This is a genomic window from Peribacillus asahii, from assembly GCF_004006295.1.
GTDB classification, from domain to species: domain Bacteria; phylum Bacillota; class Bacilli; order Bacillales; family DSM-1321; genus Peribacillus; species Peribacillus asahii_A.
Window position 1 is genome coordinate 157,501 of the sequence record NZ_CP026095.1, and the last position, 12,500, is coordinate 170,000.

Consider the following 12,500-nt stretch of genomic DNA (forward strand, 5'->3'; position numbering starts at 1 on the left):
GGACATCTGCGATGTCCGTGGTAGGAGAGCGTTCTAAGGGCGTTGAAGCTAGACCGGAAGGACTGGTGGAGCGCTTAGAAGTGAGAATGCCGGTATGAGTAGCGAAAGAAGGGTGAGAATCCCTTCCACCGAATATCTAAGGTTTCCTGAGGAAGGCTCGTCCGCTCAGGGTTAGTCGGGACCTAAGCCGAGGCTGAAAAGCGTAGGCGATGGACAACAGGTTGATATTCCTGTACCACCTATACATCGTTTGAGCGATGGGGGGACGCAGGAGGATAGGGTAAGCGCGCTGTTGGATATGCGCGTCCAAGCAGTTAGGCTGGAAACGAGGCAAATCCCGTTTCCGTTAAGGCTGAGCTGTGATGGCGAGGGAAATAGAGTACCGAAGTTCCTGATTCCACACTGCCAAGAAAAGCCTCTAGTGAGATGTAGGGTGCCCGTACCGCAAACCGACACAGGTAGATGAGGAGAGAATCCTAAGGTGTTCGAGAGAACTCTCGTTAAGGAACTCGGCAAAATGACCCCGTAACTTCGGGAGAAGGGGTGCTCATTAGGGTGTTAAAGCCCAGATGAGCCGCAGTGAATAGGCCCAGGCGACTGTTTAGCAAAAACACAGGTCTCTGCGAAACCGCAAGGTGAAGTATAGGGGCTGACACCTGCCCGGTGCTGGAAGGTTAAGAGGAGAGGTTAGCGCAAGCGAAGCTTTGAATTGAAGCCCCAGTAAACGGCGGCCGTAACTATAACGGTCCTAAGGTAGCGAAATTCCTTGTCGGGTAAGTTCCGACCCGCACGAAAGGTGTAACGATCTGGGCACTGTCTCAACGAGAGACTCGGTGAAATTATAGTACCTGTGAAGATGCAGGTTACCCGCGACAGGACGGAAAGACCCCGTGGAGCTTTACTGCAGCCTGATATTGAATTTTGGTACAGCTTGTACAGGATAGGTAGGAGCCTGTGAAGCCGGAGCGCCAGCTTCGGTGGAGGCGTTGGTGGGATACTACCCTGGCTGTATTGACATTCTAACCCGCACCCCTGATCGGGGTGGGAGACAGTGTCAGGTGGGCAGTTTGACTGGGGCGGTCGCCTCCTAAAAGGTAACGGAGGCGCCCAAAGGTTCCCTCAGAATGGTTGGAAATCATTCGTAGAGTGTAAAGGCACAAGGGAGCTTGACTGCGAGACCTACAAGTCGAGCAGGGACGAAAGTCGGGCTTAGTGATCCGGTGGTTCCGCATGGAAGGGCCATCGCTCAACGGATAAAAGCTACCCCGGGGATAACAGGCTTATCTCCCCCAAGAGTCCACATCGACGGGGAGGTTTGGCACCTCGATGTCGGCTCATCGCATCCTGGGGCTGTAGTCGGTCCCAAGGGTTGGGCTGTTCGCCCATTAAAGCGGTACGCGAGCTGGGTTCAGAACGTCGTGAGACAGTTCGGTCCCTATCCGTCGTGGGCGCAGGAAATTTGAGAGGAGCTGTCCTTAGTACGAGAGGACCGGGATGGACGCACCGCTGGTGTACCAGTTGTCTTGCCAAAGGCATCGCTGGGTAGCTATGTGCGGACGGGATAAGTGCTGAAAGCATCTAAGCATGAAGCCCCCCTCAAGATGAGATTTCCCATAGCGCAAGCTAGTAAGACCCCTGAAAGATGATCAGGTTGATAGGTCAGAGGTGGAAGTGTGGCGACACATGGAGCTGACTGATACTAATCGGTCGAGGACTTAACCTATTGTTTTGGTAATACGCAATGCTTTCCTATTATCTAGTTTTGAAGGAATAAAAAACAAATTTTTATTCTTGCAAAATCTCAAAGAATATATTAAAATAATAAATGTCTTTGAGAGATGAATATAGTCTGGTAATGATGGCGAAGAGGTCACACCCGTTCCCATTCCGAACACGGAAGTTAAGCTCTTCAGCGCCGATGGTAGTTGGGGGTTTCCCCCTGTGAGAGTAGGACGTTGCCAGGCTGTTTCATAATAATATTATGAACAATAAAGAGTTTTAGGAAACATTTATTATTCCGCAGTAGCTCAGTGGTAGAGCACTCGGCTGTTAACCGAGCGGTCGTAGGTTCGAATCCTACCTGCGGAGCCATGCTTCCATAGCTCAGTAGGTAGAGCACTTCCATGGTAAGGAAGAGGTCAGCGGTTCAAGCCCGCTTGGGAGCTTACTGTTACTGACTAGATCTACTTTTTTATACAGGCCCCTTGGTCAAGCGGTTAAGACACCGCCCTTTCACGGCGGTAACACGGGTTCGAATCCCGTAGGGGTCACCATTTTGGAGGATTAGCTCAGCTGGGAGAGCATCTGCCTTACAAGCAGAGGGTCGGCGGTTCGATCCCGTCATCCTCCACCATTTAGATGCCGGTGTAGCTCAACTGGTAGAGCAACTGACTTGTAATCAGTAGGTTGGGGGTTCAAGTCCTCTTGCCGGCACCATTCCCACATATATGTGGAGGGGTAGCGAAGTGGCTAAACGCGGCGGACTGTAAATCCGCTCCTTCGGGTTCGGCAGTTCGAATCTGCCCCCCTCCACCATCTTATAAAATTATAGGCATTTTTTATTCATATATTGGGCTATAGCCAAGCGGTAAGGCAGCGGATTTTGATTCCGTCATGCGAAGGTTCGAATCCTTCTAGCCCAGCCATCTTTTTAAATTTCATATGGGGCCTTAGCTCAGCTGGGAGAGCGCCTGCCTTGCACGCAGGAGGTCAGCGGTTCGATCCCGCTAGGCTCCACCATTAACTACATAACACCATAATTTCGTCTTAAACTAATATAGTTTAAGACTTTTTTGTGTTTGTATCTTTATACATCAATTTGTTAAGTTGAACCATTTGCCTTTTCAGTTATAAAATGGAAGAGGGGGAGATGGGATGAATATAGAGAAAATATCATTAATCGGTGTTCCTATGGATCTTGGTCAAACACGAAGAGGGGTAGATATGGGGCCAAGCGCGATCCGGTATGCTGGGATTGTTGAGCGTTTTAAGGGTCTGCAACTTGAAGTGGAAGACTTGGGAGATATTATCATTAGTCGCACTGCTAATAGAGTTCCTTCGCACTCTAATTTAAAAAACTTACCGGTTGTTACGGAGGTAAATCGATTATTAGCAGATAAAGTAGATGAAATTATGAAGAATCATTCATTTCCGCTTGTGTTGGGAGGGGATCACTCCATTGGTATCGGCACTTTGGCTGGGGTAGCAAAGCATTATCAAAATTTAGGTGTAATTTGGTTTGATGCCCATGGAGATTTAAATACAGAGGAAACTTCCCCTTCTGGTAATATACATGGAATGCCGCTAGCTGTTAGTATAGGGCTTGGTCATCCAGATTTAGTCAATATACAAGGGTATGCGCCTAAGGTTAAGCCAGAACATATTGTGATTATTGGCGCCCGATCGCTTGACGAAGGCGAGAAGAAGTTGATTAAGGAAAAAGGAATTAAAGTCTATACGATGCATGAAATTGACCGTTTAGGAATGGCCACGGTTATGGAGCAATGTATTACATACTTAAGTGAGCGAGTAGACGGCGTTCATTTATCTCTAGATTTAGATGCGCTAGACCCCGCAGATGCCCCAGGGGTAGGGACACCTGTTAATGGAGGGGTTAGTTATCGAGAAAGTCATTTGGCCATGGAGATGTTGGCAGAGTCTCAATTAGTTACTTCTGCAGAGTTAGTTGAGGTAAATCCGATTTTAGATGAACGAAATAAAACGGCAGTACTTGCAGTCGCGTTGATGGGCTCGTTGTTAGGAGAAAAGCTTTTATAAGTTAGTTTAAGAGGACAGTAACTTCCGAGTCATGAAGTTGCTGTTTTTTTATGTTTGTTCATTTGTATTTTATTGAACAGACTGGTAAAAACTTTGTTAAAATTAAAATGGGGAAATTTTTGAAACCTTTTAGCTTACGATTCGTACTTATCGTATAGCCGCATGAGCGGGGGTAGAAACAGGATGGAAGCACTTATAACAAAAAGAATTAATCAAGTTCTAAAAGGGGATCAAAACGCATTTGGAGAAATTGTTGAACTATATAAGGATAAAGTTTTTCAACTTTGCTTTAGGATGCTGGGGAATAGGCATGAAGCAGAGGATTTAGCTCAAGAAGCGTTTGTGAGGGCCTTTGTAAATATCCATAGCTTTAAGATTAACATGAAATTTTCAACATGGTTATATCGAATTGCAACGAACCTCTGTATTGATCGACTTCGAAAGAAGAAGCCAGATTATCATTTAGATGCTGAAGTAGCTGGTACAGAGGGATTGAATATGTATTCGCAGATTGCTTCAGATACATTGAAGCCAGAAGAGGAAGTAGCATCATTAGAGCTTCAAGAATCTATTCAGGCAGAAATCACAAAGTTGCCAGAAAAATATCGATCGGTTATCGTTTTGAAATATATTGAAGAACTATCATTGAAGGAAATTAGCGACATATTGGATTTACCAGTCGGTACAGTCAAAACGAGGATACATCGCGGTCGTGAAGCTTTGCGAAAACAACTGCGCCATTTTTAAAAAGAAGGTGAGTATTTTGAATTGCCATGAGGATATCATTGAATATATGCACGATTATTTAGATGAAGACATTACGTCAGAGCATCAAGAAATTTTACGGAGTCATTTACAAACCTGTTCTGAATGTCGAGAGTATTTTCATGAGATGAAAAAGGCAGTTGCTCTCGTACAAAGCACGTCCCATATTAAAGCACCTGATGACTTTACAGCTAGAGTTATGGCCCAACTTCCTAAGGAGAAAAAACAAGTAGGGGCTAAGCGCTGGTTTAGGCAACATCCACTTTTAACAGCAGCGTCCTTGTTTGTTTTACTTATGACAGGTTCCGTTTTTTCGACTTATAATGAAGATCAACGATTCTCTGTATCGAAGCAACCGAATTTAATTGTAGAAGGTGAAACGGTCATTGTTCCAGAGGGGAAGACCGTTGAGGGAGATATCGTTGTCCAAAATGGGGACATTCGTATTGAAGGTCAAGTGGATGGTGATGTGACTGTTATCAATGGCCAACAATATATGGCTGCAGCCGGGAATGTTACGGGGCAGATTGAAGAAATCAATCAAGCTTTTGAATGGCTATGGTTTAAGATAAAACATACAGTGAAGTCCATTGTGTACCCAGAAGCAGGAGAAAAATCAGGAGAGGAGAACTAGGTAGCGAATCTGCCTGAAGCTAGTGCTTCAGGTGGATTTGCCTTTTCCGATTGTATTAAATTTAGGATTATGATATGGAAAATGGTATACTAAAAAGGTTCGTGATATTTGTGCTTACATAGGTTAAGTGTTTTATTGACTGGAGGAAATAATATGGCATTACCCGATTTAACATTTTGGGATTACGTAGTAAATTTATTAGATATTTTCCTCGTTTGGTTTTTAATATATAAGATATTTAACATTATTCGTGGGACAAAGGCTGTTCAACTGTTAAAAGGAATTTTTGTTATTGTGGTTGTGCGCAGCTTGAGTAGTTTGCTTGGTTTAAATACGTTAGGGTGGTTAATGGAACAGGTTATGACCTGGGGGGTTTTGGCTATCTTGATTATTTTCCAACCAGAATTAAGACGTGCTCTTGAACAGTTAGGACGAGGAAGCCTTTTTTCACGAAATAATATGCCAGAAGAGGATGAGCAAGAGCATTTGGTAGAAGAAATTGTGAAAGCTTCTGCCTATATGGCAAAAAGACGGATTGGAGCTTTAATTTCAATTGAAAAAGGGACCGGTTTAAGCGACTACATTGAAACAGGTATTCCGCTTGGATCGCATATTACGTCAGAACTATTGATTAATATATTTATTCCCAATACCCCGCTTCATGATGGTGCGGTAATCCTACAAGATAATAGAGTGGCTGCAGCGGCTTGTTATTTGCCGTTATCGGAAAGTCCTTTTATTTCGAAAGAATTAGGTACACGTCATCGAGCGGCAATTGGTATTAGTGAAGTAACCGATTGTTTAACTATTGTTGTCTCGGAAGAAACAGGGAGTATTTCACTGACTAAAAATGGTGAGCTGTATCGTAATTTAGATCAGGATGCATTTAAAGAAATGCTGATAAATGAACTTGTATTAAATAAAAACAAGCCTACTTCCTCAGGAATCTTGAGCTGGAGGGGGAAGAAGAATGGATAAACTCATGGCGAATAAATGGTTTGTTAGAATCGCGTCGTTTGTGATTGCTGTTTTACTGTTTATTTCAGCGAACTTTGAGTTGCAGTCTGATAAAAAGTCAATTGGATTTTCAACTTCTCCTGATATCGCTACGGAGACGATTGAGAACGTCCCGGTTGAAGTGTACTATGACATGGAAAACCTGGTTGTCAGCGGTATGCCTGATAATGTTGATGTGACCTTAAAAGGGGCTAGGGCACTTGTTACAGCTGCGAAAAATCAACGTGACTTTAAAGTGTATGTCGATCTTTCTGACCCTAATATTACGATAGGAAGTCGAACTGTAACGTTTAAAATTAGCGATCTAAACGAAAAACTAGTGGCAACAATTGAGCCGGAATATGTCGAAGTGAACATTCAAGAGAGAGTCACGAAAGAATTCCCAGTTGAAGCTGAATATGACCCCTCTGTGTTAGCCGATGGATATTCAGCAGAACCGCCGACTGTTAGTCCACAAACAGTAAAAGTTACGGGGGCTAAGGAAACGATTGAACAAATTTCTTATGTGAAAGCCATGATTGGTTTAAATAAAGGTGTTAAAGAGACAGTAAGCGGTAAAGCAACTGTTCGAGCTTTAGACCGCAATTTGAATAATCTGGATGTCGTTATTGAACCAGCAAGTGTTAACGTTACTTTGCCGATTAGTATACCATCTAAGACAGTTAAAATTAATGCTGTTCAAAAAGGGAAGGCCAAAGATGGAATTCAAATTAAGAGTTTATCAGTTAATCCAAAAGAGGTAACGGTATACGGAAAAGAAGAGGATCTAAAAAACATTAACAGTATTAATGTAGATGTTGATATTTCAAAAGTGACCGGCAATACGGAATTAGAGGTCAAACTGCCACAGCCTGATGATGTGAAGAAAATGTCAGTAAGCACGGTTAAAGTGAAAGTCCAAACTGATCATGTAGTGGATGAAGAAGAAAAAGAAAAAGAAAAAGAAAAAGAAGATCAAGAACAAGAAGAACAAATAGAACAGGACGAAGAGGAACAAACGCAGGAGCCACAGGAGCAGCAGGAAGAAGAACAAGAGGTATCGGTTGAATCTAAAAAACTAACTAACCTCATAATTGGGATTACTGGGTTGGATGAGAATCAGGAAGTAGAGGTAGAACCTAAAACGACGGATATTACGCTGATGGGAGCTAGCCAAGACTTAAAGAATATAACAGTGAATGACATAGTCGTGACAGCGGATGTTAGTCAATTAACAGAAGGTAAGCACGATGTACCGTTATCTGTTAAAGTACCTGACAATGTGGAATGGGAACTCTCATCATCAACCGCAACGGTCTCCATTACTCAAAAGGAAGAAACATAGCCTACGCTTACAGGCGGTTATACAATAGAAACGATTCAAAGAAGGAGCGATTTTAGATGGGTAAATATTTTGGTACAGATGGAGTAAGGGGTGTAGCGAATAGCGAACTAACTCCTGAATTAGCATTTAAGTTAGGACGTTTTGGCGGGTATGTATTAACGAAGCATGCTGAGACTCCGAAAGTTTTAATCGGACGTGATACGCGTATTTCTGGTCATATGTTAGAAGGCGCACTGGTAGCAGGCTTATTATCTATTGGTGCCGAAGTAATGCGCTTAGGAGTCATTTCAACCCCTGGTGTGGCCTATTTAACAAAAGCGTTAAGTGCTGAAGCAGGTGTCATGATTTCTGCTTCACATAACCCAGTTGCGGATAATGGGATTAAATTTTTCGGACCAGATGGGTTTAAGCTGACAGATGAGCAGGAAGCAGAAGTAGAAGCGCTGCTTGATTCAGAACAAGATGAGCTGCCACGTCCAGTTGGTGGAGATCTAGGACATGTCAATGATTACTTCGAAGGTGGCCAAAAATACATTCAGTACTTAAAACAATCTGTGGATGAAGAGTTTACAGGTATTCATATTGCTTTGGATTGTGCCCACGGTGCGACATCTTCTCTTGCGACACATTTATTTGCCGATTTAGATGCAGATGTTTCGACAATGGGGGCTTCACCAAATGGTTTAAATATTAACGAAGGTGTGGGCTCGACGCATCCAGAAGCATTGGCTTCCTTTGTTCTTGAAAAAGGTGCGAATGTAGGACTGGCATTTGATGGTGATGGTGATCGCATTATCGCTGTTGATGAAAAAGGAAATATCGTAGATGGCGATCAAATTATGTATATTTGTGCCAAGTATTTAAAGGAACAAAATCGTTTAAAACATAACACAGTTGTTTCGACGGTAATGAGTAATCTTGGTTTCTATAAAGGATTAGAGGAACATGGTGTGAATAGCGCACAAACGGCTGTCGGAGACCGATACGTTGTGGAAGAAATGAAAAAGGGCGGCTACAATCTAGGGGGAGAACAATCCGGTCATATTATTTTCCTGGATTACAATACAACAGGAGATGGCTTATTAACCGGTTTACAACTCGTTAATATTATGAGTGAAACGAAGAAACCGTTATCTGAATTAGCTGGCGAAATGAAGAAGTATCCACAAACACTTGTGAATGTACGTGTGAGTGATAAACATGGTGTTACAGCGAATGAAAACGTGCAAAGAGTCATTCAAGAAGTGGAAGCGGAGATGAATGGAAACGGACGTATTTTAGTTCGACCATCAGGAACAGAGCCTCTTGTGCGCGTTATGGCAGAAGCCCCGACTCCTGAAGAATGTACACGCTATGTCGATCGAATTGTTACTGTTGTACAAGTTGAAATGGGATTGACTGAATAGGGGAAATTTTACAAATATATGTTTTAAAAATATGCATAACAGGCACAAGTTTGCCTTTTATGCATATTTTTATGTTATATGGTTCAAAAGAATCACGTTAAATCAAATTAGAGAGTATGGGAAAGGAATGCTTCTTAAGTCACTTTATGAGGTGAAAGAGTAATATAAGATTGACCTTTTGTTTAGTTTTGTTTACGATATGCTTATCCTGTTTTCTATGCTTTCTAATATTTGTTAATTAAAAAGCGGGAGGAGGGAAAAGTTAATAATTATAGTAGTTTTACAAGCGCCTGAACTAAGTCTGGACGAAACGATGGCTTAGTTGACGAGGGGGAGGTTTATCGAATAATCGGCGGATGCCTCCCGGTTGATTGTGCACAACCGTCGTAATTTTCATCTTAAAACAGCGAGGCAACTTGCTGCACAAAGGGTGGAAAATGCACAAGCAGTAAAATTTTAAAAATAATGAGGTGAGGAGGTAAGTATGTGCAGAGCCCCTCTGATACATGCTTACCTCCTCCAACCGGTTTGGAGGAACATCACTATGTGTGGAATCGTTGGCTATACTGGCCTTCAAGATGCGAAGGAGATTTTATTAAAAGGTTTAGAAAAGCTTGAATATCGTGGATATGATTCAGCAGGTATTGCTGTTAAAAATGAAGAAGGTGTAACCATTTTTAAAGAAAAAGGCCGTATTGCGGATTTACGTGCTGAAGTGGATCGAGATGTTTCAGCACATACAGGAATTGGACATACGCGCTGGGCAACTCATGGTGTACCGAGTCAAGATAATGCGCATCCGCACCAAAGTGCATCAGGCCGATTTACACTTGTTCATAATGGAGTTATTGAGAACTATGCCATTTTAAAACGTGAGTATTTACAAGATGTAACGTTTAAAAGTGATACAGATACAGAAGTAATTGTTCAATTAATTGAGAAATTTGTAAACGAAGGAAGAGATGTTGAGGAAGCATTCCGTCATACATTAACCTTATTAAAAGGCTCTTATGCTCTAGCGTTATTAGATGCTGAGAATACTGAGGTTATCTATGTAGCGAAAAATAAAAGCCCATTATTAATTGGTGTGGGTGAAGACTTTAATGTAGTCGCTTCTGATGCTATGGCAATGTTGCAAGTAACCGATCAATTTTTAGAACTAATGGATAAAGAAATGGTCGTTGTGACGAAAGAAGATGTAACGATTAAAAACTTAGATAATGAAGAGGTTTCACGTGAACCCTATACAGCAGAGCTAGATGCGAGTGATATTGAAAAAGGAACGTATCCGCACTATATGCTTAAAGAAATCGATGAGCAACCAGCTGTTATTCGTAAAATTATTCAAGCTTACCAAAATGAAAACGATGAGCTTATGATTGACTTCAATATTGCAGAAGCTGTAAGCGGAGCGGATCGTATCTATATCGTTGCTTGTGGAACAAGTTATCACGCTGGTTTAATTGGCAAGCAGTTCATTGAAAAAATGGCGAAAATTCCAGTAGAAGTGCATGTGGCTTCGGAATTTACGTACAATATGCCGCTTTTATCAGAAAAACCGTTATTTATTTTCATTTCACAAAGTGGTGAAACGGCGGATAGCCGTGCCGTTCTTGTGGCAATTAAGGAGTTAGGCCATAAAGCTCTTACGATTACAAATGTACCAGGCTCTACGCTTTCTCGTGAAGCGGACTTTACGTTACTTTTACATGCAGGTCCAGAAATTGCAGTAGCATCTACAAAAGCTTATACAGCTCAAGTAGCGGTACTTGCTATCTTAGCTAATGTAGTGGCAAAGTTCCGCAATGAGGAGATAGACTTTGACCTTGTAAAAGAGCTTGGAATGGTCGCGACAGCTATGGTTGCTCTTTGTGATTCGAAGGAAGAAATGGAAGCTATTGCTCATGAATTCTTATCTGTGACACGTAACTGCTTCTTTATCGGCCGCTCTTTAGACTACTATGTAGGTCTAGAAGGGGCATTGAAGTTAAAGGAGATCTCCTATATTCAAGCAGAAGGCTTTGCTGGTGGAGAATTAAAACACGGTACGATTGCATTAATCGAAGAAGGTACACCGGTTGTTGCGCTTGCAACGCAAGAAGGTGTGAACTTAAGCATTCGTGGAAATGTGAAAGAGGTTGCCGCTCGTGGTGCGAACCCATGCATTATTTCTATGAAGGGATTGGAAGAAGACGACGACCGTTTTGTTATTCCAAAAGTGCACGAACTATTAACACCGCTTATTTCTGTGATCCCTCTCCAACTCATTGCGTACTATGCAGCGCTTCACCGCGAATGCGATGTGGATAAACCGCGTAATTTGGCGAAGAGTGTGACAGTTGAGTAATAGGAGTATGAGATTAGTTATAGCTTTAAAATAAATCTTGATAAGAACAATTCGTAATGTGTATAACATTATGAATTGTTCTTATTTTTTTAATTCCTGTATGATGAGGATATATTGTTAAATGACAATAAAGTCATTTGAAAAATAAATAGAATATTTCCTAAGAAATATGGATTACTCGGTAGAATAGGGAGAGTGAAATTGTGTTATATTCATGGGAGCGGCCGAAATTAAATATTTCAAAGACAAAGAGTGAATGAGTTTGGGATATGATTTGATTTTCCACTTACCTTGGATCCCTTACTTTTTTAATTATTATTTGGGTACACTTCCAGAAGAGGTACTTGCACATTATAATGCTCTCGGTGAGGTAGATCGTTGGGGTTCTAAATGGGAGTTGCTTATTTTACCTGGCGTTGGGGCCTTCATTATTTGAATCAAATGCAGAACAGTTTTATTTATACAGCAGAAAACTTATCAACACCTTAAAAAGTATTTGTGTAATAGCCTTTAGTTTAATCCTATTTGAATCTGTTTCTATTGCTTTAGGTAGGGGAGGCGGTTTTAGTCAATGGTTTTTGCCTGTAACATCATTGGAACGGGTATTCCAATTGTGTTAGGAATAATAAAGCAAAAAAGGATTCAATGATATGGAAGGGAGCAATGGTTCACGTATTGTATATAGAAGACAAGCAGGGAATAGGCAACAAGGAAGAGTCTTAATTATAGCTTTTTTATATAATCTGCCGGATACTGTTCTGCGGCAGATTAAATTATTTTGAAATTAAGTATTGATTTATATATATCAATATAGTATTATATAAAAACCGACTAAGAAGTTCTATTAATTTCTATTTAATAGTCGTTGTGTTGGAAAAGCAATTTTATTTTCAATAAATAATTGTTAAGAAAAATATTTCAAAAAAACAATTGACGAATTGAAAATAAAAGCGTATAATCAATTCTTGTCAGCAAGACAAACTAGTTCTTTGAAAACTAAACAAAACAGAAACGCCAACGTTAATTTTTTAAGTGAGCACACACTATAAAAAAGTGCACATGAGCAAGTCAAATTCTATCGGAGAGTTTGATCCTGGCTCAGGACGAACGCTGGCGGCGTGCCTAATACATGCAAGTCGAGCGAATCAATGGGAGCTTGCTCCCTGAGATTAGCGGCGGACGGGTGAGTAACACGTGGGTAACCTGCCTGTAAGACTGGGATAACTTCGG

General features: G+C 41.5%; 7 protein-coding genes, 8 tRNA genes, 3 rRNA genes and 1 pseudogene (2 of these 19 only partly in view). All 19 read left to right on the forward strand.

The annotated features are described in order from the left end of the window. Positions 1–1,723, forward strand: a 23S ribosomal RNA gene (locus tag BAOM_RS00885); it begins 1,211 nt to the left of the window's first position. A 125-nt stretch (positions 1,724–1,848) separates the two neighbouring features. Then, a 5S ribosomal RNA gene (gene rrf / locus BAOM_RS00890) occupies positions 1,849–1,964 on the forward strand. A gap of 52 nt (positions 1,965–2,016) precedes the next feature. After that, positions 2,017–2,091, forward strand: a tRNA-Asn gene (locus tag BAOM_RS00895). A gap of 1 nt (position 2,092) precedes the next feature. Then, positions 2,093–2,165 (forward strand) — tRNA-Thr (locus BAOM_RS00900). A gap of 33 nt (positions 2,166–2,198) precedes the next feature. Continuing rightward, a tRNA-Glu gene (locus tag BAOM_RS00905) sits at positions 2,199–2,273 on the forward strand. A 4-nt stretch (positions 2,274–2,277) separates the two neighbouring features. Further along, positions 2,278–2,353: transfer RNA gene (locus BAOM_RS00910), tRNA-Val, on the forward strand. Between the two features lie 7 nt (positions 2,354–2,360). Beyond that, positions 2,361–2,436, forward strand: a tRNA-Thr gene (locus tag BAOM_RS00915). Between the two features lie 15 nt (positions 2,437–2,451). Further along, positions 2,452–2,535, forward strand: a tRNA-Tyr gene (locus BAOM_RS00920). 35 nt (positions 2,536–2,570) lie between these two features. Then, positions 2,571–2,645, forward strand: a tRNA-Gln gene (locus tag BAOM_RS00925). Positions 2,646–2,663: 18 nt separating this feature from the next. Further along, positions 2,664–2,739: transfer RNA gene (locus BAOM_RS00930), tRNA-Ala, on the forward strand. A gap of 135 nt (positions 2,740–2,874) precedes the next feature. Continuing rightward, positions 2,875–3,777 (forward strand): arginase, encoded by a 903-nt coding sequence (rocF, locus tag BAOM_RS00935; protein ID WP_127758692.1) that lies wholly within the window; start codon positions 2,875–2,877, stop codon positions 3,775–3,777. Between the two features lie 183 nt (positions 3,778–3,960). Further along, complete coding sequence (gene sigW / locus BAOM_RS00940) at positions 3,961–4,524, forward strand: RNA polymerase sigma factor SigW (RefSeq protein ID WP_127758693.1); 564 nt, start codon at positions 3,961–3,963, stop codon at positions 4,522–4,524. A 16-nt stretch (positions 4,525–4,540) separates the two neighbouring features. Continuing rightward, on the forward strand, positions 4,541–5,176 hold the full coding sequence (locus BAOM_RS00945) for an anti-sigma factor family protein (RefSeq protein WP_127758694.1): 636 nt from the start codon (positions 4,541–4,543) through the stop codon (positions 5,174–5,176). Between the two features lie 153 nt (positions 5,177–5,329). Then, the gene (gene cdaA / locus BAOM_RS00950) at positions 5,330–6,154 is read left to right on the forward strand and encodes a diadenylate cyclase CdaA (protein ID WP_127758695.1); all 825 of its coding nucleotides are present in this window, start codon (positions 5,330–5,332) and stop codon (positions 6,152–6,154) included. Then, positions 6,147–7,517 (forward strand): CdaR family protein, encoded by a 1,371-nt coding sequence (locus BAOM_RS00955; protein WP_127758696.1) that lies wholly within the window; start codon positions 6,147–6,149, stop codon positions 7,515–7,517. Before cdaA ends, BAOM_RS00955 begins: the two co-directional genes overlap by 8 nt. A gap of 56 nt (positions 7,518–7,573) precedes the next feature. Next, positions 7,574–8,923: a phosphoglucosamine mutase gene (gene glmM, locus BAOM_RS00960; protein WP_127758697.1), complete on the forward strand. Its 1,350-nt coding sequence runs from the start codon at positions 7,574–7,576 to the stop codon at positions 8,921–8,923. 544 nt (positions 8,924–9,467) lie between these two features. Continuing rightward, positions 9,468–11,270, forward strand: coding sequence for a glutamine--fructose-6-phosphate transaminase (isomerizing) (gene glmS, locus BAOM_RS00965; protein WP_127758698.1), 1,803 nt, complete (start codon positions 9,468–9,470; stop codon positions 11,268–11,270). A 269-nt stretch (positions 11,271–11,539) separates the two neighbouring features. Further along, positions 11,540–11,919, forward strand: a pseudogene (locus BAOM_RS00970) (DUF1648 domain-containing protein). A 426-nt stretch (positions 11,920–12,345) separates the two neighbouring features. Beyond that, a 16S ribosomal RNA gene (locus BAOM_RS00975) occupies positions 12,346–12,500 on the forward strand; it runs 1,395 nt beyond the window's last position.

Coding starts and splice junctions, on each gene's coding strand:
- cdaA (WP_127758695.1), top strand. CDS start 5,330: ATGGCATTACCCGATTTAACATTTTGGGATTACGTAGTAAATTTATTA.
- rocF (WP_127758692.1), top strand. CDS start 2,875: ATGAATATAGAGAAAATATCATTAATCGGTGTTCCTATGGATCTTGGT.
- sigW (WP_127758693.1), top strand. CDS start 3,961: ATGGAAGCACTTATAACAAAAAGAATTAATCAAGTTCTAAAAGGGGAT.
- glmS (WP_127758698.1), top strand. CDS start 9,468: ATGTGTGGAATCGTTGGCTATACTGGCCTTCAAGATGCGAAGGAGATT.
- BAOM_RS00955 (WP_127758696.1), top strand. CDS start 6,147: ATGGATAAACTCATGGCGAATAAATGGTTTGTTAGAATCGCGTCGTTT.
- glmM (WP_127758697.1), top strand. CDS start 7,574: ATGGGTAAATATTTTGGTACAGATGGAGTAAGGGGTGTAGCGAATAGC.